This window comes from Streptomyces sp. CA-288835 (assembly GCF_050936385.1).
GTDB lineage: Bacteria > Actinomycetota > Actinomycetes > Streptomycetales > Streptomycetaceae > Streptomyces.
Genome location: NZ_JBNJMW010000001.1, coordinates 471,808 through 493,245 on the forward strand (window position 1 = coordinate 471,808; position 21,438 = coordinate 493,245).

20 protein-coding genes are annotated in these 21,438 nt (G+C 68.8%); 13 read left to right on the forward strand and 7 right to left on the reverse strand.

Annotated features, from left to right (window positions below):
* Window positions 1-31: 31 nt before the first annotated feature.
* The 10 genes from ACQEVY_RS02325 (at window position 32) to ACQEVY_RS02370 (ending at window position 10,707) form a co-directional block, all read left to right on the forward strand.
* A complete protein-coding gene (locus ACQEVY_RS02325; RefSeq protein ID WP_432944243.1) occupies window positions 32-409 on the forward strand; it encodes a glycoside hydrolase family 16 protein in 378 nt (125 codons plus the stop codon).
* 82 nt (window positions 410-491) lie between these two features.
* Entirely contained in the window at window positions 492-1,511 is a 1,020-nt protein-coding gene (locus ACQEVY_RS02330) for a Rieske 2Fe-2S domain-containing protein (protein WP_432944245.1), read from the forward strand.
* Between the two features lie 65 nt (window positions 1,512-1,576).
* On the forward strand, window positions 1,577-2,596 hold the full coding sequence (locus tag ACQEVY_RS02335; protein WP_432944247.1) for a glycoside hydrolase family 5 protein: 1,020 nt from the start codon (window positions 1,577-1,579) through the stop codon (window positions 2,594-2,596).
* 379 nt (window positions 2,597-2,975) lie between these two features.
* Window positions 2,976-4,085 carry an amino acid ABC transporter substrate-binding protein gene (locus ACQEVY_RS02340; RefSeq protein WP_432944249.1) on the forward strand — a complete coding sequence of 370 codons (1,110 nt, stop codon included), beginning with the start codon at window positions 2,976-2,978 and terminating at the stop codon, window positions 4,083-4,085.
* Between the two features lie 7 nt (window positions 4,086-4,092).
* Window positions 4,093-4,980, forward strand: coding sequence for a branched-chain amino acid ABC transporter permease (locus ACQEVY_RS02345; RefSeq protein ID WP_432944251.1), 888 nt, complete (start codon window positions 4,093-4,095; stop codon window positions 4,978-4,980).
* The gene (locus tag ACQEVY_RS02350) at window positions 4,964-6,067 is read left to right on the forward strand and encodes a branched-chain amino acid ABC transporter permease (protein WP_432944253.1); all 1,104 of its coding nucleotides are present in this window, start codon (window positions 4,964-4,966) and stop codon (window positions 6,065-6,067) included. Before ACQEVY_RS02345 ends, ACQEVY_RS02350 begins: the two co-directional genes overlap by 17 nt.
* Window positions 6,042-6,809: an ABC transporter ATP-binding protein gene (locus ACQEVY_RS02355; RefSeq protein ID WP_432944255.1), complete on the forward strand. Its 768-nt coding sequence runs from the start codon at window positions 6,042-6,044 to the stop codon at window positions 6,807-6,809. Before ACQEVY_RS02350 ends, ACQEVY_RS02355 begins: the two co-directional genes overlap by 26 nt.
* Window positions 6,799-7,569 (forward strand): ABC transporter ATP-binding protein, encoded by a 771-nt coding sequence (locus ACQEVY_RS02360; RefSeq protein ID WP_432944257.1) that lies wholly within the window; start codon window positions 6,799-6,801, stop codon window positions 7,567-7,569. Before ACQEVY_RS02355 ends, ACQEVY_RS02360 begins: the two co-directional genes overlap by 11 nt.
* 65 nt (window positions 7,570-7,634) lie before the next feature.
* Window positions 7,635-8,597, forward strand: coding sequence for a LamG-like jellyroll fold domain-containing protein (locus ACQEVY_RS02365; protein WP_432944259.1), 963 nt, complete (start codon window positions 7,635-7,637; stop codon window positions 8,595-8,597).
* 22 nt (window positions 8,598-8,619) lie between these two features.
* Window positions 8,620-10,707, forward strand: a complete 2,088-nt coding sequence (locus ACQEVY_RS02370; RefSeq protein ID WP_432944261.1) for a PQQ-dependent sugar dehydrogenase — start codon at window positions 8,620-8,622, stop codon at window positions 10,705-10,707.
* A gap of 26 nt (window positions 10,708-10,733) precedes the next feature.
* Here ACQEVY_RS02370 and ACQEVY_RS02375 read toward each other — a convergent pair whose 3' ends face one another.
* The 3 genes from ACQEVY_RS02375 to ACQEVY_RS02385 all read right to left on the reverse strand — a co-directional run bounded on the left by ACQEVY_RS02375 (window position 10,734) and on the right by ACQEVY_RS02385 (window position 13,042).
* A complete protein-coding gene (locus ACQEVY_RS02375; RefSeq protein WP_432944263.1) occupies window positions 10,734-12,284 on the reverse strand; it encodes an MFS transporter in 1,551 nt (516 codons plus the stop codon).
* Window positions 12,285-12,467: 183 nt separating this feature from the next.
* On the reverse strand, window positions 12,468-12,770 hold the full coding sequence (locus ACQEVY_RS02380) for a hypothetical protein (RefSeq protein ID WP_432944265.1): 303 nt from the start codon (window positions 12,768-12,770) through the stop codon (window positions 12,468-12,470).
* Entirely contained in the window at window positions 12,758-13,042 is a 285-nt protein-coding gene (locus tag ACQEVY_RS02385) for a hypothetical protein (RefSeq protein ID WP_432944267.1), read from the reverse strand. The genes ACQEVY_RS02380 and ACQEVY_RS02385 overlap by 13 nt, the downstream gene beginning before the upstream one ends.
* Before the next feature lie 223 nt (window positions 13,043-13,265).
* Here ACQEVY_RS02385 and ACQEVY_RS02390 point away from each other — a divergent pair, with 223 nt between their 5' ends.
* Window positions 13,266-14,588, forward strand: a complete 1,323-nt coding sequence (locus ACQEVY_RS02390; protein WP_432944269.1) for a hypothetical protein — start codon at window positions 13,266-13,268, stop codon at window positions 14,586-14,588.
* Window positions 14,589-14,809: 221 nt separating this feature from the next.
* On the forward strand, window positions 14,810-15,976 hold the full coding sequence (locus ACQEVY_RS02395) for an alkaline phosphatase PhoX (RefSeq protein ID WP_432944271.1): 1,167 nt from the start codon (window positions 14,810-14,812) through the stop codon (window positions 15,974-15,976).
* Between the two features lie 51 nt (window positions 15,977-16,027).
* On the opposite strand, the gene ACQEVY_RS02400 is transcribed toward ACQEVY_RS02395, so the two are convergent.
* Window positions 16,028-16,690 carry a dienelactone hydrolase family protein gene (locus ACQEVY_RS02400; protein ID WP_432944273.1) on the reverse strand — a complete coding sequence of 221 codons (663 nt, stop codon included), beginning with the start codon at window positions 16,688-16,690 and terminating at the stop codon, window positions 16,028-16,030.
* Window positions 16,691-16,964: 274 nt separating this feature from the next.
* On the opposite strand from ACQEVY_RS02400, the gene ACQEVY_RS02405 reads away from it, so the two are divergent.
* On the forward strand, window positions 16,965-18,308 hold the full coding sequence (locus tag ACQEVY_RS02405; RefSeq protein WP_432944275.1) for an ABC transporter ATP-binding protein: 1,344 nt from the start codon (window positions 16,965-16,967) through the stop codon (window positions 18,306-18,308).
* Window positions 18,309-18,338: 30 nt separating this feature from the next.
* Here ACQEVY_RS02405 and ACQEVY_RS02410 read toward each other — a convergent pair whose 3' ends face one another.
* The 3 genes from ACQEVY_RS02410 to ACQEVY_RS02420 all read right to left on the reverse strand — a co-directional run bounded on the left by ACQEVY_RS02410 (window position 18,339) and on the right by ACQEVY_RS02420 (window position 21,423).
* The gene (locus tag ACQEVY_RS02410; RefSeq protein ID WP_432944277.1) at window positions 18,339-19,379 is read right to left on the reverse strand and encodes an MBL fold metallo-hydrolase; all 1,041 of its coding nucleotides are present in this window, start codon (window positions 19,377-19,379) and stop codon (window positions 18,339-18,341) included.
* Window positions 19,380-19,460: 81 nt separating this feature from the next.
* Window positions 19,461-20,984, reverse strand: a complete 1,524-nt coding sequence (locus ACQEVY_RS02415) for a class I adenylate-forming enzyme family protein (protein WP_432944279.1) — start codon at window positions 20,982-20,984, stop codon at window positions 19,461-19,463.
* A 118-nt stretch (window positions 20,985-21,102) separates the two neighbouring features.
* The gene (locus ACQEVY_RS02420; RefSeq protein ID WP_328766396.1) at window positions 21,103-21,423 is read right to left on the reverse strand and encodes an EthD family reductase; all 321 of its coding nucleotides are present in this window, start codon (window positions 21,421-21,423) and stop codon (window positions 21,103-21,105) included.
* Window positions 21,424-21,438: the final 15 nt, after the last annotated feature.

Below are 21,438 nucleotides of genomic sequence, written 5' to 3' on the forward strand. Positions count from 1 at the left end.
GGCTGGACGCCTCGTACGCGGTCGACGGCGGGTGACGAAGCTCGCTCCGGGCTACAAGTCCGCCTGGCTGCACTACGGCGGAGGCTGCGAGATGGACCACCCCGAAGGCGAGTGGACCGGCGAGCTCACCGCCTTCCATCACGCGTGCAGTGGGGGCGAGCAGGGCTACTTCCCGGGGGCCGACGACTGGACCGAGTGGCACACCGTATCGACCGAGTGGACGCCGGGACATGTGCGGTTCTTCGTGGACGGCCGGCAGACGGGGCACGACACGCGTGGCGTACCGAACCGCCCCCTGTCCTGGGTGCTTCAGAACGAGAGCGCCCTGCAGGGGCCGGGAGCGGCCCCGGGCAGCAGTGCCCAGCTCGAGGTGACGTGGGTCGCCGCGTACGCGTACGGCTGGAAATGATGCCGACCGGAACCAAGACCCTGCCGGTGGAGACGGCCGATATCTGACGGCCCGTCGGGGAGATCAAGTTAGCCTCGGCGCCATGTCTTTTCGTCGTAGCCATGACAGCCTCGCCGCCCTGCCGCGCGATCCGCGCGCCGACGCGTACCCGATGCCGACTGTCCCGCATGGGTGGTACGCCGTGCTCCGCAGCGTCGAGTTACGCCCGGGCCGGGTCGTCAGCCTGCACTACTTCGGGCGTGCCCTCATCGCCTTCCGCGGAGCGGACGGTCAGCCGGCCGTACGGGACGCGCACTGCCCGCATTACGGGGCGCATCTGGGCGTGGGCGGGAAGGTGGTGGACGGGACGGTGGAGTGTCCGTTCCACGGGTGGCGGTTCGGTGCGGACGGGCGGTGCGTGGAGGCGCCGTTCGCGGTCCGGACGCCGAAGGTGTCCATCGGCGGCTTTCCGGTTCGTGAGCACAGCGGACTTGTCTTCGTCTATGCCGGGCCGGGCGAGCCGGCGTGGGAGGTGCCGGAGATTCCGGAGGCGGCGGCCGACGACTTCGCCAAGCCGATCGACGACACCTGCCGGGCCCGTATCCACGTCCAGGAGATGCGCGAGAACATCGTGGACGAGTCCCACTTCCACTTCATCCACGGCCAGAGTGAACCACCCGTGCAGGACCTGCGGACCGACGGTCCCTTCGCGGAGGTCCGCGGCCGGATCGGGCGGCGCGTTCTCGGCTGGGACATCAACAACACCTTCGACGCGTTCATGTACGGACCGGGCGTCATGGTGGTCCGCTCCCACGGGCCCGTTCTCTCGGTCACCGCGGTCGCCCTGACGACGCCCGTCGACGACCGTATGAGCGAGATGCGGATGCTGTACTACCTCCGCAAGCCGGCCCGGCTGCCGTTCCTGGTGCCTCTTCTCAAGCTCGTCTTCCGGGCTGAAGCCCTGGGCGAGGTGCGTGAGGAGGTCCGGATCTGGGATCACAAGATCCATCAGTCGCGGCCGGTGCTGCTGCCCCATGAGAAGGGCATCCGGGCGTTGCGGCGCTGGTACGCGCAGTTCTATCCGTCTGAGGTCCCGGTCGAGCAGCTGCACAGTCGGTCTTGACGTGTCAATGACAACGATTGATGGTGATCGCGAGCGCTCCCACCTCACTCAGAGAAGAGAACATCATGCGCAGCACCCGCCACTTGCCTTTACGGATCGCCCCGGTTTTCGGCCTCGTCGCCGCCCTGCTCCTCCCCCTGCTCGGCCTGGGTGCCCCGGCTCATGCCTCGCCCACCGGCTTCCGTATCGAGAACGGCCGGCTGCTGGAGGCGTCGGGGAACGACTTCGTGATGCGGGGTGTCAACCACGCTCACACCTGGTTTCCGGACCGGATCAGCTCGCTCGCGCACATCAAGGCGAAGGGCGCCAACACCGTACGGGTCGTCCTCTCCAGCGGTGACCGGTGGACCCGTAACGACGCTGCCGATGTGGCGAACGTCGTCAGCCAGTGCAAGCAGAACCGGCTCATCTGCGTGCTGGAGGTCCACGACACGACCGGTTACTGGGAACAGAGCGGAAGCGTCTCGCTCTCGCGGGCCGCGGACTATTGGATCAGCGTGCAGGACGCGCTGAGTGGTCAAGAGGACTACGTCATCGTCAACATCGGCAACGAGCCGCACGGGAGCCTCAATTTCCTGAGCTGGACGGCGGACACGAAGGCCGCGATCCAGAAGCTCCGCGGCGCCGGGTTCGACCACACGATCATGGTCGACGCGCCCAACTGGGGCCAGGACTGGGCGTTCACCATGCGCAACAACGCCGCCTCGGTGTTCGCCGCGGACCCGGACGCCAACACGATCTTCTCCGTCCACATGTACGGCGTCTTCAACACCACCGCGGAGGTCCGCGACTATCTGAACCGCTTCGTCACCGCGAAACTCCCCATCGTGGTAGGCGAGTTCGGCCACGAGCACTCGGACGGCAACCCCGACGAGGATGCCATTCTGGCCACCGCCCAGCAGCTCGGGCTCGGCTACCTCGGCTGGTCCTGGAGCGGCAACGGCGGCGGAGTCGAGTACCTGGACGTGGTCACGAACTTCGACCCGAACCAGCTCACCAGTTGGGGTCAGCGGATCTTCCACGGCGCGAACGGCATCGCTGCCACCTCCAAGGAGGCCGCCATCTACGGCGGCAGCGGGGCCTGAGCACACGGCTGTTGGCGGAAATCGGTCACCACCAGTTGCCCGGGAGGACGGACTCATCCCGTCCTCCCGGGCAACTTCTCGTTCGGTGCCCGGACATCCCGTCAGGACACGTCGCACGAAGGACAACTGATACGTGCACGACTGTTGTCCAGACCGGTGGGACACGGCTTTCATAGTATGAAAGCGCCCTCGAAAGCGCTTTCGCGCACCACGGATTCCGGCCAGCCCATGCGGGTGTCCAGCCGATGAGGGGTGTCCATCGATGAGACCAACACGCCGTCTACAAGGGAGAATCGCCGCAGGCACGCTCACTCTGGCGCTCGCCGCCAGCGGTTGTGCCGGTGGTTCCGGTTCCGGAGATTCATCCGATGACTCCATCGTGATCGGTGTCTCCTTGCCCCTCACCGGTGACTTCTCCGAACCCGGCAAGGGCGTCGAACGCGGCTACAAGGCCTGGGCGAAGATCGTCAACGACAAGGGCGGACTCCTCGGCCGCAAGGTCGAGTTGAAGATCCTCGACGACCAGTCGAATGCCGACCGCGTCGTCTCCGACTACGAGCAGCTGATCGGCAGGGACGAGGTCGACCTGGTCTTCGGCCCCTTCTCCACCCGGCTCGTCGTCCCCTCCGCCCGCGTGGCCGAGGAGTACGGCATGCTCTTCGTCGAACCGGCGGGAGCCGCGCCCGAGGTATTCGACCAGGGCTTCAAGAACCTCTTCTACGCCGCGCCTGCCGTCGCCAACGACCACTACAACCACCTGGCCGAACACATCCTCGCCCTGCCGGCGAACGAGCGTCCCAAGACCGTCGCGTACGCCGCCATGGACGACCCCTTCGCCCAGGGGACCGCGTACGGGCTCAAGGAGAAGCTGGAGAAGGGCGGCGTCAAGACCGTCGTCGACGAGGTCTATCCGCCCAACACCACTGATTTCGGCAGCATCGCCGCCAAGATCGCCGACTCGAAGGCGGACATGGTGGTGGGCGGTTCGCAGTACCAGGACGGCGTCAATCTGATCGTCGCTCTCCAGCAGCTCAACTACCAGCCGAAGATGGCCGCCTTCTCCACCGCGCCCACCGAACCGGAGTTCGCGAAGGCCATCGGCAACAAGACCGAGGGCATCCTCGCGCCCACCGGCTATACGCAGAAGGCCGACTATCCGAGCAACAAGGAGTTCGTCGAGAAGTACACGAAGCAGTTCGGCAAGGCCCCGGAGGAGGACGAGGCCAACGCCTACACCACCGGCCAGGTGGTCGCCGCGGCCGTCGAGGCCGCCGACTGTGCGACCCAGGACCCCGAATGCCAGAGCAAGTTGATCGACTGGCTGCGCGGCAACGAGGTGGAGACCGTCGTCGGACCGCTGAAGTGGGACGACAAGGGCCGCCCGCAGAGCGCGCACATGATCCAGCAGTGGGTCGACGGGGAGATCCAGATCGTGCTCCCGGAGGCACAGAAGGAAGCGGATCTGGTCCACCCCAAGCCGGCCTGGTGAGGCCGGCGTGCCCTCCGCGAGCCTCGTCTTCCAGAGCGTCGTCCTCGGTGTGCTGCTGGGAGGGCTCTACGCCCTCCTCGCGGCAGGCCTGACCCTCTACTTCGGCGTCATGCGCGTCGTGATGATCGCCCACTCCGCCTTCCTGATCCTCGCCGCCTACCTCGCCTGGTACGCCCACCGGGAGACCGGCATCGACCCGCTGCTCACCCTGGTCGTCACCGTGCCGCTGTTCTTCGTCGCGGGCGTCGCCATGCAGCGGCTGCTGCTCACCCGGCTCCGCCCAGCGACCCTCACCATGATGTCGGTGCTGCTCACCTTCTCGGTCGCCCTGACCATCGAGGGACTTCTTGGGTACGCCTTCAGCGGGACGCAGCGCCGGATCCGGCTCGGCTACAGCTCGGCCGGCTTCGAGTTCCTGGGGGCGAGGATCGCGGCGGTCAAGCTGATCGCCTTCGGTATGGCCGCGCTCGCCCTGCTGGGGCTGTATGTGCTGATGAAGCACAGCCGGTTCGGCCAGGCGCTGCGCGCCACCATCCAGCACCGGGAAGCCGCCCAGCTGCTCGGCATCGACACCGACCGGATCGCCGGCTACGGCTTCGGACTCGGCCTCGCCACGGCGGCCGTCGGCGGTACGGCCCTCGCCCTCGACACCACCATCTACCCGTCACTGCACTGGCATTGGATCGGCCCACTGATGGCGATCATCGTCGTCGGCGGACTCGGCAGCGTACCGGGAGCCGCCATCGCCGCCATGACGCTGGGCATGCTGCAGAGCCTGCTCCAACTGGAGCTCTCCACCACCTGGGCGCAGACCGTCTTCTACGTCGCGCTCTTCGCCACCCTGGCCTTCCGGCCCCAGGGCTTCTTCGGGGGGCGGCTTGCGCAAAGGTTCTGAACTCCCGTTCCGGGCAGGCAGGTTGCGTACGAGCGCCCTCCTGCACGTCGGCGCTCTGGTCGCCGGCGTCGCGGTCGCCCTGTCCTTCCCGTCGATGGCCCCGAGCCCGTACGAGATCACCGTGGGCATCGCCATCCTCAACTACGCGGTGCTGTCCACCTCCTGGAACTTCGTCGGCGGCTTCACCGGCTATATCTCGCTCGGGCACGGTGCCTTCGCCGGACTCGGCGCCTATGGGACGGGGCTGTTGGTCACCAAGGCCGAACTCCCGCCGTTCGCCGCGCTGTTCATGGCCGCCGTGCTGGTGGCCGCGCTCGCGGTGCCGGTCGGCTATGCCGCCCTGCGGGTGCGCGGCGCCTCCTTCGTCATCGTCTCCATCGCCCTTGTCCTCATCCTGCTGCTGGTCTTCCAGAGCTGGGCCTCGTTCACCGGCGGCTCGCGGGGGCTGGTCGTACCGCGGCCGTTCCCGGGGATGCTGCGCTCCGAGCACCACCGGACCTTCTACTTCCTGTTCGTCGCACTGCTCGCGGTGGCCCTGCTGACCTGGTGGATCATCGACCGTTCGCGGTTCGGCATGGGCCTGAAGGCGATCCGTGAGGACGAGGACAAGGCCCAGTCCCTGGGTACGCCCACCTTCGCCTACAAGCTCGTCGTCTTCGTGGTCTCCGCCGCCTTCACCTCGCTGGCCGGCGGGCTCTACGCGCTCTGGTTCGGCGATCTCGACCCGGTCTTCCAGTTCTCCATCCTCAGCGGGGCGTACATGGTGCTGATGGCGCTGCTGGGAGGCGTACGCCATCTGTACGGGCCGCTGCTCGGCGCCTTGATCGTCGGGTACGCGCTGGAGTACTCCAAGGTCGAGTACGGCGACACCCCTCTGCATCTGGTCGTGGCGGGGCTGCTGCTGGGCGTGGTCGTGATGTTCATGCCGGACGGGGTCATCCCGGCCGCCACCTCGCTGCTTGCCCGCTTCCGCAAGTCCGGCGAGACCTCGATTCGCGAGGTGACCGCGGGCGAACTGAAGGAGCGGCACAGGCAGGGCAATGGAACGGAGGTGAGGGACAGTGAGCGAAGCGGAAGCGGCGGCTGAGCCCGGAGTTCGGCCGAGTCTGGCGACCGTCGGCCTCAGCAAAGCCTTCGGCGGTGTCACCGCGCTCGACTCCGCCACCGTGACCTTCCACCACGGCAAGGTCAACGCCCTGATCGGTCCCAACGGCTCCGGCAAGACCACCTTCTTCAACTGCGTCACCGGAATGATCCGCGCGGATGCGGGTCGTACCACCTACCGCGGGCGCGACATCACCGGAAAGCCTCCGCACCGGATCGCCCGCGCCGGCATCGGGCGGTCCTTCCAACTGTGCCGTGTCTTCCCGCGGATGACCGTGCTCGACAACCTCCTCGCCGCCGTACAGCCGTCCTCCCTCGCGGGGCAGCTCGCCCGCGCGGGCCGGCGGGAGGAGACCGAGCGGGCCCGCGGCTGGCTGTCGCGGATGGGCATCGAGCATCTGGAGCAGGCGGAGGCACGCCAACTCTCGTGGGGGCAGCAGAAGTTGCTGGAGCTCGCGGGTGTGCTGATGAGCGAGCCGGAACTGATCCTGCTGGACGAACCGGCCGGCGGGGTCAACCCGGCCCTCATCGACCGCATCTGCGACCTGGTGCGCGAACTCAACGCCGAGGGACGCACTTTCCTGATCGTCGAGCACAACATGGACCTGGTCATGAGTCTCAGCGACCACGTCGTCGTGTTCGACCGCGGCAGGCCGATAGCCGAGGGCCCGCCCTCCGTGATCCAGTCCGACGAACGAGTCCTCGGGGCATACCTTGGCGTCTGACACACACACCGACCGTGTATCTCCTGGCTCTCCATTCCTTCTCGAACTCGACGACATACGGGCCGGATACGGCCGGGCGGCCCTCGTGCTGCGCGGGCTGACCGTCCAGGTCCCCGCCGGGGCGATCGTCTGCCTGGTCGGGCCGAACGGCGCGGGCAAGTCCACCGTCCTGAAGGTCGCCAGCGGACTCCTCGCCCCGCGCTCGGGCCGGGTCCTCGTCGACGGTAAAGACCTCACCGGCCATGGACCTCAGCGGATGCTGGCCGCCGGAGTCGCCCATGTGCTCCAAGGGCACAGCGTTTTCCGGGAGATGACGGTCGCCGAGAACGTTCTGCTCGGCGGCTACACCCTCCGGGACAAGCAACTCATCGCCGAGCGGGTGAGCTTCGTACGGGACCTATTCCCGGTCGTCGGGGAGCGGTGGACGAGCCTGGCCGGGCTGCTCTCCGGAGGCCAGCAGAAGCAGGTGGAGTTCGCGCGTTCGCTGATGGTCAAGCCCCGGGTGGTGCTGCTCGACGAGCCGTCGATGGGGCTCGACCCCAAGGCGACGGGCGTCGTCTTCGAGCAGATCGTACGGATGCGGGATGCGGGCACCGCCGTCCTGCTCGTCGAACAGAACGCGCGGCGCGCCCTGGAAGCAGCCGACACCGGCTGCGTACTCGACCTCGGCCGGGTCCATGTCTCGGGCCCGGCACGGGAGTTGCTCGCCGATCCGCAACTGGGCGAGCTCTATCTCGGGGGCCGGCCCGCCCGCCGATGACGCGCCTCTCAGGCATGGCTCGTGGTCACGGCTCGTAGAAACGCCTCGCAAAGGGAGCGAGTGGAATGTTCACGCGACGCAGACGGCACACGGCGGTGGCTCTCGCCGCCTTTCTGACGGCCCTGACCGCGCTGGCCTCGGCTCCTGCCGCAGCTGGCGTGGTCCGTGGGGCCGTACACCCTTCTCTCAGGCCGTACTTGGCGGCGTACTACGACTTCGAGCACCCGGTGCGTGGCAATCCGGCGAGGGAGCGGGACCAGGGTTTCTCGCGTACCGACATCGATCTCGTCAACGGCGGCGCGGCGATGCGCACGCGGGACGGGGCGCACTGGGGCAGCCGGACCTCGCTCCAGGTGCGGCAGGTGAACCCGAAGGCGGCCGGCAACGACGACTGGAAGGCGGGCGTGTACGGGGCCTCGGGTGTCCCGAGCCTGCGGGCCTTCAACGCCGCCAAGGGGATGACCGTCATGGGCTGGTTCAAGGCGACCGGTCCGAACCCGGGCCGGAACAGCAACACGGCCAACCCGGACGACTACTACGGTGCCGTCGGCCTGGCAGGCGTACTTTCCGGGGACTCCGACGGGCACGCGGTGCGCGGCCTGCTGGAGATCATCGAGGTGAACGGCGAACTCCGGCTCGTCGCCCTCGGCCGACGCATCGACGGGGCGAGCTCCCAGACCTTCGCCGCGTCCGAGGACTGGCGGACCCTGCTGCCGGACAGCGAGTGGGTCTTCCTCGCCGCGACCTTCGACTTCGACACCGGAGCCATGGCGCTCTACCGCAACGGGCAGCGGCTGGACGGTTTCTACACCGTCTCCGGCGACCCCTGGGACCTCTCGGGACCGGGACCGCACCGGGCCTCACCGACCGATCCCCGGGGCATCAAGATCGGCGGGAGCTTTCCGCAGAACACCGGTGAACGCAATCCCTGCGACTGCCGCATGGACAGCCTGATGTTCCTCAACCGGGCCGTGGACGGCGACCGGGTCCGGGCGCAGTACCGCCTGTCGCACTCCGGCCGGCACTGAGCGCACCAAAGGAGTGATACCGATGACCACATCCCCCGGCGCCAGACCGAGACCCCTCGCACTGGCCCCTCTCCTTGTCCTCTCCCTACTGCTGTCGGCCCTCGTCTCCCTGCCCGGCACGGCGCACGCCGCCGAGCCCATCACCGACCCCATCCCCGAGCGGCCCGCCACCTCCGGTATCGGGCTGACCGTCGAGGAGTACGCCTCCTTCCCGAAGACCGAGCCGCCGCCCGGCCCGGTCACCGATCCACGGCTGATGCGGCACGCTCGGATCAACTACTTGAGCGAACTCCCCGACGGTTCCGGCCGGAAGGCCGTCCCCGACCTCAACGGCAAGCTGTACTTCGTCGAGGACGGCGGCAGCCCGCAGGTCTATCTCGACATCGCGGCCTCCTTCGGCCCCGCGTTCTTCGCCAGCCGTGGTCTCGGCCAGGGCTTCGGGTTCGTGACCTTCGACCCCGGCTTCAGGCGCAACGGCCGCTTCTACACCGTCCACACCGAACTGGCCTCCGCCACCACCGCCGTACCCGACTTCCGGCAGCAGGCGGCGACCAACTACCACGGCATCATCACCGAGTGGACCGCCGACGACCCCTCGGCCGACACCTTCCAGGGCACCCGCCGCGAAATCCTGCGCATCGGCTTCGCGGGCACGATCCACGGCATCCAGCAGATCGACTTCAACCCCAACTCCCGCCCCCACAGCACCGATTACGGACTCCTCTACGTAGCCGTCGGCGACGGCGGTCAAGGTGTCAGGAACACCGAGCCGCAAGACCTCTCCCTCCCCCACGGCAAGATCCTGCGCATCGACCCCCGCGGCACGAACAGCGCCAACGGCAAGTACGGCATCCCGGCCCGGAACCCGTTCACCCGCACCCCCGGCGCACTGGGCGAGATCTACGCGTACGGCATGCGCGACCCGCACCGCTTCAGCTGGGACACCGGTGGCAGCCACCGCATGTACCTCGGTCACATCGGACAGCACGCCGTCGAGTCCGTCTACGAGGTGCGCGCGGGCGACAACTTGGGCTGGAGCGAACGCGAAGCCGCGTTCGTCTTCGACAAGACGGCCGCCGACCCCTGCGACCAGATGCTCCCGCTCCCCGAGGACGACGAGAAGTACGGCTACACCTATCCCGTCGCCGCCTACGACCACGACCCGCCCGCCGACTGGAACTGCACCTCCGACGTGGGCCGCGCGATTGTCGGTGGCTTCGTCTACCGCGGCCATGACGTGCCTCAGCTGCGCGGCAAGTACGTCTTCGGGGACATCGTCGACGGCCGTCTGCTCTTCGCCGACTCCAAGGACATGCGGCGCGGGAAGGGACTGGCCCAGCTGTACGACCTGATGGTGTACGGCGCGAGCGGCAAGCGCGTCACCATGCAGGACCTTGCCGGGGACGCCCGGGTGGACCTGCGTTTCGGGCAGGACGCGGACGGCGAGCTGTATCTGCTCTCCAAGGCCAACGGCAAGATCTGGAAGGTCACCGGGACCCGGACGTTCGCCTCTTGCGACACTGGCGGCTCCACGCTCCGTAACGTCATGGCCGGTCGGAACTGGGGTCCTGTCACCCCGTCGAAGTGGCGGTTCCCCGGCCACGAGGCCGTCCTCGCCGAGCCCGGAGTCCAGCGGCCCGGACCGCGCCGTCCCTTCGAGTACGCCGTGCTGACCGCGGGTCCGGCGGCGCTCGGCTCCGTACGGATCGATGCCGAGGTGCGGATCGACACTCCCGTCGAGATCACCAACCGGGACGTGATCATCGTCTTCGACTACCAGTCGGACACGAAGTTCTCCTACGCCCATCTGTCCACGGACAACACGATCTATCCGCACAACGGGATCTTCGTCGTGAACGACGCCGACCGGCTCCGGATCGAGGACCAGTGGAACGGCAGGACAGGCGCCCCACCGGCCATCACCGACAGCGACTGGCACAAGGTGCGGGTGGTGCGGTGCGCGAGCAGCGGTGAGATCGCGGTGTACGTCGACGGCTCGAAGTATCCGCTGATGACGGCTGTCGACACCACGCTCGGCTCCGGCAGGGTGGGCTTCGGGTCGTTCGACAACATCGGGCGGCTGCGCGGCCTCAAAGTCTCGTACCGCTGATCCTCCCGCCCGGAAGGGCCTCGGTCTCAGACCGGGCCGAGGCCCTTCCCGCCCAGGCGTTCCAGGTCGGCGGGGCGGACCTGGATGACCACGACGGCGATCAGAGCGGCGAGTATGGCGAAGATCGCCGCCATGATGAAGGCGGCCGAGACGCCTGCGGTGAGGACCTCGTCGGCCCAGGGCGGCGGGAGGTCCCCGGTGCGCTCGAAACGCGCGCGTTCTGCCGGGGTCGCCTGCTCCAGGAAGCGCGGTACCTGCTTGTCCGCCTCGTTTCCGCTGGCCGTGCCGAACGTCGTGACCAGGATGGACAGGCCGAGCGAGCCGCCGACCTGCTGGGTGGCATTGAGGAGTCCGGAGGCGGCGCCGGTCTCATGTGTGGAGACGTTCGAGAGCGCCATGAGCGTGAGCGAGACGAACTCCATGCCCATGCCCAGGCTGAAGACCAGGATCGGCCCGAGGACGCTGCCCACGTAGGTGGAGTGGACGTCGGTCAGGGTCAGCCAGGCCAGGCCGGTCGCCGCCAGGATGCCGCCCACCACCATGAAGGGCTTGGGGCCGTATCTGGGCAGGAACTGTGAGGCCAGCCCGGCGCCGATCGCGATGACCGCGCTGACGGGCAGGAAGGCGAGACCGGTCTGCAGCGGGCTGAAGTCCAGCACGTTCTGCGTGAAGAGCGTGAGGAAGAAGAACATGCCGAAGATCGCGGCGGCCAGGCTCAGCATCATGCCGTAGGTGCCCGCGCGGTTACGGTCGGCGAACATGTGCAGGGGCGTGATCGGCTGTCTGGACTGCTTCTCGATCAGGATGAACACCGTGAGGATGACGACGGCCGCCGCGAACGAGGCGACCGTGAGCCCGTCCCGCCAGCCCTCCTGCGCGGCCCTGATGAATCCGTAGACCAGCAGCACCATGCCCGCGGTGGATGTGAGTGCTCCGGCGATGTCGAAGTGGCCGGGGTGGCGTTCGGACTCCTTGATCCAGCGGGGTGTGGCGAGGGCGATGAGCAGCCCGATGGGGACGTTGACGAAGAGCACCCAGCGCCAGTTCAGCCACTCGACGAGGATTCCGCCGGCGAGCAGGCCGATGGCGCCGCCGCCCGCCGAGACCGCGGCGAACACACCGAAGGCCCGGTTGCGTTCGGGGCCTTCGCGGAAGGTCGTACTGACCAGGGAGAGGGCGGTCGGGGACGCGATGGCGCCGCCGACGCCCTGGAGGGCGCGGGCAGCGAGGAGTTGGCCGGCGTTCTGCGCGAGTCCGCCGAGCAGGGAGGCGAGCACGAAGAGCAGTACGCCGAAGATGAAGACGCGCCGTCTGCCGAGGATGTCACCGGTGCGGCCGCCCAGCAGGAGCAGCCCGCCGAAGGTGAGGGTGTACGCGTTGACCACCCAGGACAGGCTGGTGGTGGAGAACTCCAGGGAGCGCTGAATGTGCGGCAGCGCGATGTTCACGATGGTGATGTCCAGGACCACCATCAGCTGGCAGGACGCGATGACCAGCAGAGCCATCGCGTTTCCGCCACCGCCGGGTTCCTTGGTGGTGGCCTGCGCTGAAGGGGCCGGCTGCGGGCTGCTGGTCATGGCGTGTCGCACCCCCGGAGGTCGAACCCTCGCGAGGGATCAGCGAGCGGTTCCGTCCACTCCTGCTTGCACCGTTCGACGGTACGCCCGCCCGAGTGGCGTCACCACTCGAGCGGTGGCGGGCGGGTGCGGGGTACGGGAGATCCAAGTGCGCCGTCCCCTTCGTGGCGAGCGCGGCGTGCGTCAGGGTGCCGCGCAGTGCGGGTCGTCGACGATCACCGCGTTCGACGGAAGGATCACGGCGTCCTCCTCGAACCTTGTGGTGACGTAGCCCCGCTTGCCGTCCCCGACGCACTTCGTGGCGAGGTTCCCGAAGCCGTCGGGGAAGTTGTAGACCTCCGCTGCGGTGTCCTCCCCTGCCCGGCCCTTCACCGGGGCATCGCCCTTGCCCCGCTCGTCGTCGCGTTCCTGGGAGCAGCCGGTGAGCAGGACGGCGAACAGCAGCACAGCGCAGGTGGCGACGCCCGTCGTGGTCAGCCGGCGCACGACTTGTCCTTGACGATCTGGACGTTCGACGGAGCACCTGCGTTCGTCGTGACATACGCGCGGAAGCCGTGCCCCACGCACTTGGTGGCGAGATTCCCGAAGCCGTCCGGCATGTTGTAGACCTCGGCCGGGGTGTCGTCGCCCTTCTTGCCCTTCACCGGGGCGTCGCCCTTGCCCCGCTTGTCGTCGTACTCCTGAGAACAGCCCACAAGAAGGCTTCCCGCAGCCAGTGCCATGGCTGCCGCCCAGACCGATGCTCGTACCCGCCTCATCAGAAGTCCCCCGTACCGGCAGATCGGATGGTGACTCTGAAGACAGCGCGGTGGCCTGGTCCGGTTCCGCTGGGGGTCGAGCCTCTCGGCGGGGCCATAGGCGTTTCGACGAGCGGTGCGTCACGCACCCGGCGCGGGGTATTCCACTTTCTGACGGGCCGTCTCCGGCACGGCCGCCATACGGCTTACTGCCGCCCGGCGCCGATGGACTTAGGGTTCTTGTGTGAAGGCCTTCGCGCGGGCCGAGCTGCGGCGCGATCTGGCCGGTGTCGCGTACGTACCTGCCGCGCAGGACCCCGACCGGCTCGGAGCTGCGCTGCGGGCCGAGGACGCGCTCGTCGCGCTGCAGGTGCGGTACGGCGGATCGGACCCGGAGCACGCGCCCTGGCTCGTTGCCGCGCGTCCCTTCCCGCTCGGGCCGGGTCTGACGCGGCAGCTCGAACGGCTCGGGGCCGCCGTCTTCGCGCTGTGCGACACGGCGCAGGATCTGTACGCGGAGGGGGATCCGCACGTCCGGGCCGCTCTGGACATCGGTGTGCCCGAGGATCTGCGCGGTCGCGACCTGGAGCGCCGTATCGAGTTGTTCCGGCTCGATGTCGTGGTGAGCCAGGGTGTGCCGCGTGTGACGGAGATCGAGGAGGCCTTCGGCAACGTCGGGAAGATGCACGCCTTCGAGCGGGCGTACGGCGTGGGTGCCGGCGAGCTGTTCCGGGCCTTCCATCGGCGCGGAATCGAGCGGATCTGGATGGACGACCAGTACCCGACGTACCTGCCGGAGAACGAACTCGCCGCCCGCCGCATGCGGGAGCAGTTCGGCCGCCCGGTGGATGTGGAGTTCTTCTCCCGCTTCCATGACGACGGGCGCAGGGGCTGGCGTTTCTGCTACGTCAAGGAGCTACGGCAGTACGGAGCGCCCCTGCGCCGGGAGATCTTCGCGGCGGCGGAGCGGCTGATCAACCCGCTGTTCCACGGCTTCGGCACCAAGGCCCTGCTCTCGCTGGTCTGGGACCCGGCCCTGGAGTCCCCGATCGCCGAGCGGCTCGGGGCAGAGGTCACGAGCGTGCTCCGCACCTGCGTCCCGTGGTCGCAAGTGTTGCCGGATCGGCCCGACCCGGGGCTTGTCGAGCAGTTCAAGGCGTGTGGCCGCGAGAAGGTGCTGAAGGTGATCGACTCCGACGCCGCGGAGTTCACCTGGGGAAGCCGAGGGGTCTTCTTCGGCGACCACTCGGCCGGTCGGTGGCGGGGCGCGCTGGACGCGGCCGCCGCCGGTCACGTCCCGGGGTGTCCCGAGGCCACCGGCTCCCGCTTCGTGATCAGCGACCTGGTCGACAGCGACCGGTTCGACGTGGAGTTCCTGCACCCGCAGAGCAGACAGCTGTGCCTGCTGCCGAGGGCACGCATCCGGCTGACGCCGATCTACGCCCGCGAGGCGCACGGCAGCCAACTCCTGGGCGGCCACGCCACGTTCGTCAACACCAGCCGCAAGGTCCACCTTGGCCACCATGCGGTCTGCGCGCCGTTCGTCCCGTCCTCCACCGGGGCCTGACGGCGCCGTAAAAGATCTCCATCAGTTCGTCCGTGAGGATTCCCTGCCCGTTCATTTGGTGCCGGGCTGATCGTTTCTGCGCGGCATCTGCCCACCAGTTGGCCAGGAAGAGTTGGTTCAAAGGCTCCTTACCGCTCCCTGCCAGCGGCTCTAGGGTCCGGGTGACCAGTCGGCGGCGCTCAACAAGTCATCGTTCGCTCTTCTTTGACGAAGGAGTAGCTGTGGAACGTCGCAATTTCCTGCGCGGTGCAGTGATCGGCACCTCGGCCGCCGTCTTCGGCGGCACGCTCATGCACGGCGCCGCGTACGCGGCCCCCGCCCAGAACGGCACCAGCCCGTACGGCGGTCTGCAGGCCGCGAACGCCAACGGGATCATGCTGCCCAGTGGCTTCACCAGCAAAGTCATCGCCCGCTCCAGCCAGACGGTCCCCGGCACTTCGTACACCTGGCACAACGCCCCCGACGGCGGCGCCTGCTTCGCCGACGGCAGCGGCTGGATCTACGTCTCGAACTCCGAGGTCGGAACCGGTGGCGGCGCGAGCGCCGTCAAGTTCAGCTCCTCGGGCGCCGTCACCGGCGCCTACCGCATCCTGTCCAATACGCGGAACAACTGCGCGGGCGGCGCCACCCCGTGGAACACCTGGCTGTCCTGTGAGGAGGTGAGCCGCGGCTACGTCTACGAGACCGATCCGTGGGGTGTGAAGGCCGCCCTCCGCCGCGACGCGATGGGCCGCTTCAAGCATGAGGCTGCCGCCGCCGACCCGGTACGCAAGGTGATCTACCTGACCGAGGACGAGTCGGACGGCTGCTTCTACCGGTTCATCCCCAGCACCTGGGGCGACGTGTCCTCCGGCACCCTCCAGGTGCTGAGAGCCGGCACCGGCACCTCCGGCTCCTACACCTGGGCGAACGTGCCCGACCCGGACGGCTCCCCCACCTACACCCGCGATCAGGTCTCCGGTGCCAAGATCTTCAACGGCGGCGAGGGCTGCCACTACGCCAGCGACACCGTCTGGTTCACGACCAAGGGCGACAACCGCGTCTGGCAGCTCAACCTGCTCAACAGCACCTACGAACTGGCCTACGACGACAGCCTGGTCACCAACGGCGCCGCACCGCTGACGGGCGTCGACAACGTCACCGGCAGCTCCTCGGGCGACCTGTTCGTCGCCGAGGACGGCGGCAACATGGAGATCTGCATCATCACGCCCAACGACATCGTCGCCCCCTTCCTGCGCATCACTGGCCAGTCCGGCTCCGAGATCTGCGGCCCGGCCTTCTCGCCCGACGGCAAGCGGCTGTACTTCTCCAGCCAGCGCGGTACGAGCGGCAGCTCCTCCGGCGGCATCACCTACGAGGTGACCGGCCCGTTCCGTACCACCGCCTGATCGCGAGCCGGTGCCGGTTGGGGCGGCGTACGGAAGGTACCGCCCCAGCCGTCACCGGCCTGTGCCTGCGCGAGGTCCGCTCTCCACATGGGATGCGAACCACTGCCGGGCCGCGGCAGCGATGTCCTCCAGTGCCCCCGGCTCATGGAACAGATGCGTTGCGCCGCGCACGACGTAGATCTGGCTCGGCCCGCTGAGCCTTCCGGCGGCCTCCTGGTTGAGGCGCGGGTCCGCCTCTTCGTTGCCGCCTACCACGAACAGCACCGGGGCCCGGACGCTCTGCAGCGCGTCGTACGTGAGGTCAGGACGCCCGCCTCGGACGACCACGGCAGCAACGCGTTGCGGCCGCTCCGCTGCCGCCAGCAGAGCCGATGAATCGCCGCCGAACAGGCACACCGGGACACCGGCGGTCTCCGGCCGCTGGTCCAGCCAGTCGATGGCATCCACCAGCCGCTGGGCCAGGAACGGGATGTCGAAGAGATGCCGGGCCGAGCGTGCGTCCTGCCGCTTCTCCAGTTCGGTGAGGAGATCAAGGAGCAGCGTGCCCATGCCCGCCCGGTGGAACGTATCGGCGAGCGCGCGGTCGCGCGAACTGCCGCGGGAGCTGCTGCTGCCCTCGGTGATGACCACCACCGACCGCACCGGGCCGGGGACGACCAGATCGCCTGCGAGCGGGGCCCCGCTTGCGGGCACCAACACCAAGTCGGAGATCATCTTCGTCCTCCCACCGTGATACTCGCTGGGCTCTGGACGCCTCGAGTACCCAAGGCAGAGAGATCCGGCACGCGATCTGTCCGCTTTCTCGGCTTCCGGGACGGAACCATCCGAATTCCGGTACCGGCGGGGTCTTCCCTCGGACATGTGCGGTCCGTTAATTTCCGTGACTCAAGTCGCGTGTAATTTCCGTGACTGAAGAAGTCCCGTGCGACCGCCCGGGACCTCCGACAGCGGAGCACCAGCGCTCAGCAAGCCCTCGGGGGCATCTGCCATGACACGCGCCATCTCTCTGCACGACGTGAGCAAGGCCTATACGCGGGGCGTCCGGGTAGTGGACCGGCTCTCGCTCGACATCGCGCCCGGCGAGTTCCTCGTGCTGCTCGGGCCGTCCGGCTGCGGGAAGTCCACCGTGCTCCGGATGATCGCCGGACTCGAGGAGATCACCGAGGGCGAGCTGCTGCTCGACGGGGAACCCGCAGACGATCTGCAGCCGTCGGAGCGGGCGATGGCGATGGTGTTCCAGAACTTCGCCCTCTACCCGAACATGACCACCCGCGGCAACATCGGCTTCCCGCTGCGCGTCGAGAACCCGGGCGAGGACCGAGGTCCCCGCGTGGACGCGACGGCCCGCATGCTCGGCATCGAGGACCTGCTCGACCGCTACCCCCGCCAGCTCTCCGGTGGCGAGCGCCAGCGCGTGGCCATGGGCCGGGCCATCGTGCGCCACCCCACCGCGTTCCTCATGGACGAACCGCTGTCCAACCTCGACGCCAAGCTCCGCAACCACCTGCGTGCCGAGATCTCCACGCTCACCCGGCAGCTCGGCGTGACGACGGTGTACGTCACCCATGACCAGGCCGAGGCCATGTCGCTCGGCGACCGGGTGGCCGTACTGCGCGGCGGTGTGCTCCAGCAGGTGGGCACCCCACGCTCGGTGTACTCGCTGCCCCGGAACGTCTTCGTCGCCGCCTTCATCGGCACGCCCCGCATCAACCTGCTGCGCGGCCTGGTCCGCGCCCCGCTCGACGGCGCGATGTCCATCAGCCTGGGCCGCCAATACCTGCGCCTGCCCGAACCCCTGTCCCTGGACCACCAGATGCTGCGCGTGCAGCAGGGCCGGGAGGTCATCGTCGGGCTGCGCTCGGAGGCGGTACGCATCGCCAAGCCCGGCTCCGCGCGTCCTGGAGAGGTGGCGATCAGTGGCCTGGTCGAGCATCTGGAGTTCCAGGGGCACGAGGTCCTCGTCCACTTCAACACGGGCTCCCAGCCTGCCTTCGTGCCGGACTTGGAGGCCCCGTATCCCGTACGCGCCGCCCGTCGCCGCCGCCGTGACGGTACGGTCCTCGATCGCATCTGGGGTCGCGCGGGCGCCCTGCGCGCCGGCCCGGTCGTGGTCCTGGACGAGCCGGACGACGAGCGTCCCGACCTTGCGGCGCCGGCGGCGCAGGAGAACCGCCTGCCCGGTGACCTGGTGGTCCGCACGACCCCCGACATCGAGCTCCGCCTCGGTATGCAGGTCCCGCTGCTGGTCGACCTGGCGCATCTCTTCGTCTTCGACCAGCACGGCGAACGCATCAGCCCGGCCCCGGCGCGGCTGCCGGACCTGGACGAGTGATCTTCCTGGGTGTCATCGCAGGCTTTGGTGTCATCGCAGGCGCGTGTACTGGTTCACGCCGCCCACGAACGCCACGGTCGCCTGCCCCTGCAGCACGAGGACATCCAGGTGCGCCGCGGTCTCGTTGACCGCGAGCATCTGGTTGAAGGCGTTCAGTTCGCCGAACGGCACCGCCCGGCGCGTCCATCCGAGCTTGCGTGCCACCGCGTGGGCGTCGAGGGTGTCCTCGCCCAGCGCCGTCAAGCTCTTGGCCAGCCGGTCGTCATGGTGATCGAGCAGTTCGGCGACCCGGGTGTGGGCGCTGTCGGCGACCGGCCCGTGCGCGGGCAGCAGGCGGGCGTCGGCGTACCGGTGCATCAGCCGCAGCGAGTCCAGGTAGTCGGCGAGCGGCCGGCCGCCCGGCTCAGCCAGCTCGAAACCGATGGACGGGGTGATGTGCGGCAGGACGTGGTCGCCGGAGAACAGCAGCTCCCGTTGCTCGTCCAGGAAGACGACATGTCCCTTGGTGTGTCCGGGAGTTGGTACGACATGTAGTTCGCGCTCGCCGAAGCGGAGCGTCTCGGCGGCGAGCCAGCGATCGGGCGCCTCCCACACGCTCGGGTCGTAGCCGCCGTGGTCCATCGCCTGGATGCGGTCGGCGAGTTCGCCGGCTCCTGCGGTGCGCAGGGTCTCCAGTGAGCCGGCGGGTATGTCGCTGCGCAGTCGGTCGAGCATCTCCAGGCCCGGTCGTTCGCCCGCGCCGAGGTAGACGCGCGAGCCGAGCAGCCGGCGGAGTTCCACCGCGTTCGTGTAGTGGTCGCGGTGGATGTGGGTGACGAGGATGTGGCTGATGTCGCCGAGGTCGCGGCCGATGGCGGCAAGCGCCTCCTCGAGCGCCTTGCGCGCCTCGGGGATCGCCCAGCCGCCGTCGATCATGACGATGCCGCCGTCGTCGGCCAGGTCCTCCAGCAGGTAGACATTGACGGCGTGCAGGCCGTCGTTGGGAAGCGGCAGAGGAACGCGGTGCACCCCGGGCTGTACGGTCTGCACTCCGGCTGCGGCCCACGGGCCCTGGTCGAACCGCGTTGTCATGATCCTCCTCATCGGTGTGCCGCCGCGTGGATCACGCCTGAGGGCGCGCGCGGCGGCACGGTTCGCGAATGTGTTGCCTCGTCAGGCCGGATCGTAGTGGCGTGACTCGGACCGCCCAGATGTACGAGTATGGAGTCTGGCCGCCAGGTCCCGGGCTCCGCGCCGGTCGAGCTTGCCGACCTTGGTCTGGGGCAACTCCTCTATGCCGTACACGAATTCCGGCCACTTGGGCTTGGACAGGCCGACGCTCTCGAGATGTCCGGTCACTTCGGCGAGGTCGATGCCGCCGCCGTCCTCGGTGACGACGAGCAGCGCCACGCGTTCGCCGAGGACGTCGTCGGGAACCGCCACGACACAGGCCCTGGCCACACGCGGGTAACTGGCCACCGCGCGCTCGATCTCGGTGATGTCGATGTTGCGTCCGCCACGGATGATGATGTCCTTCTCGCGGCCCATGATGCTGATGGTGCCGTCCTCGTGGGTCATCAGCAGGTCACCGGTGGGCAGGAAGCCGTCCTCCGTCAGCGCCGGCGGATCGACCTTGCCGTCGCGGGCGTAGCCGAGGAAGAGGGAAGGGCCGCGCACGTGTGCCCGTCCGGTCACGCCGGGGCCCGCGGTCCGCCCGTCGGGGGTGAGCGCGCGGAGCTCCGTACCCGGGAAGGGGCGGCCGTCTCTGCCGAGCCGGATCTCCTCGGGTTCGTCGGGACTGGGCGAGGTGTGGCCGAGGCACTCGGACATGCCGAAGACGCGGAGGATCTTCGTGCCCAGGGACTGTTCGGCCCGGGCGAGGGCGCCGCGGTCCATGGGTCCGCCGCCGACGGTGATCGACCGGACACCTCGGAGGATGCCGGAGCCGGCCGCCTCGGTGCCCATCTGGAGCGCCATGGTCGGTACGCACATGGTCCAGCGGACGTCGGCCTCGGCCATCCGCCGCAGTACGACGGCCCGGTCCCACTTCCCCGTCATGACGAGTGGCCCGCGCAGTAGAAGGGAGAGGTAGACGCCGAAGCAGTACGCCGCCGTCGACGACAGCGGCACGATCGCGGCGACGGCGTCCCCGGGCGACAGGCCGTTGACGGTCATGGTGCTAGTGGCGGCATAGCGCAGGGACCGCTCGGACTGGACGACGCCTTTGGGCCGTCCGGTCGACCCTGAGGTGAGGCCGATCAGGACGCCGCCCGACCAGCGCGCCACGTCGCGCTCGCCGGGAGTGGACAGGCACTGCCAGCCGTCGAGCACCGTCCGCGCCGGTCCCGGCAGCCGTTCGGGCACCGCCCACTCGGCCATCGCCGAGGGCTCGGCGACGACGGCGTCCGGGCGGATGTCCTCCCAAGCCGCGGCGAACTCGGCCGGTGTGGTGTGCCGGTTGACCACCGCGACCACACCGCCGTCGCCGCCGCTCAGGCCTACGGCGAGGGTGGCGGCGACGGTACGCCATGAGTTGTCGGCCTGGAGCAGGACGGTCCCGCCCGTCGTGCCGGCGGTGGACAGCACTCCGGCCAGCCGCGTTGCCTCTTCGAGCAGCTGCCGGGCCGTATGGCTGCCCGCGTCGTCGATCACGGCCACGAAGTCGGCTTCGTCTGCCTTCTGTTGGAACTCTCGCACTACCTGTCGCATCTCGTCCCTCGCTGCGCCGTGCCGAACTCCGTCTACTGAACGCTGCGGTGCCTGCCGCCCTGGTGAACCGGGACGGGGTTGGCCGGTCTCCGGACCGCCGGAAGCCTCAGGCCGCGAACATCTCCGCCTCGTGCCCCATCACCGCGATACGGCGGCCCTTCATGTCGCCGACCTGGGCGACGGCATCGGCCCACTCGGGGCTCGCCAGGGCCTTCTTCAGGTCCTCCGGCGAGTCGAAGCTGAGCACGGAGATGCCGTCCCAGCCTTCGGAGCGCGGCTCGAGAGCGGCGTCGATCTCGGTGTGCCGCCACGCGCGCAGTCCGGGCAGGCGGTAGGTCAGCTCGGCGTGGTCGCCTCGCCACCACTCGATGAACCGTTCGTGCGTCCACTCCGGAGGCCGGGCGGCCAGCAGGACGAGGTTGTACATGACGGTCCTCCGTAC

Bases quoted from the DNA above. Each gene is read 5' to 3' on its own strand.
- ACQEVY_RS02410 (WP_432944277.1), bottom strand. From the start codon at position 19,379: ATGACAACGCGGTTCGACCAGGGCCCGTGGGCCGCAGCCGGAGTGCAG.
- ACQEVY_RS02375 (WP_432944263.1), bottom strand. From the start codon at position 12,284: ATGACCAGCAGCCCGCAGCCGGCCCCTTCAGCGCAGGCCACCACCAAG.
- ACQEVY_RS02370 (WP_432944261.1), top strand. From the start codon at position 8,620: ATGACCACATCCCCCGGCGCCAGACCGAGACCCCTCGCACTGGCCCCT.
- ACQEVY_RS02400 (WP_432944273.1), bottom strand. From the start codon at position 16,690: ATGATCTCCGACTTGGTGTTGGTGCCCGCAAGCGGGGCCCCGCTCGCA.
- ACQEVY_RS02335 (WP_432944247.1), top strand. From the start codon at position 1,577: ATGCGCAGCACCCGCCACTTGCCTTTACGGATCGCCCCGGTTTTCGGC.
- ACQEVY_RS02420 (WP_328766396.1), bottom strand. From the start codon at position 21,423: ATGTACAACCTCGTCCTGCTGGCCGCCCGGCCTCCGGAGTGGACGCAC.
- ACQEVY_RS02330 (WP_432944245.1), top strand. From the start codon at position 492: ATGTCTTTTCGTCGTAGCCATGACAGCCTCGCCGCCCTGCCGCGCGAT.
- ACQEVY_RS02365 (WP_432944259.1), top strand. From the start codon at position 7,635: ATGTTCACGCGACGCAGACGGCACACGGCGGTGGCTCTCGCCGCCTTT.
- ACQEVY_RS02405 (WP_432944275.1), top strand. From the start codon at position 16,965: ATGACACGCGCCATCTCTCTGCACGACGTGAGCAAGGCCTATACGCGG.
- ACQEVY_RS02385 (WP_432944267.1), bottom strand. From the start codon at position 13,042: ATGAGGCGGGTACGAGCATCGGTCTGGGCGGCAGCCATGGCACTGGCT.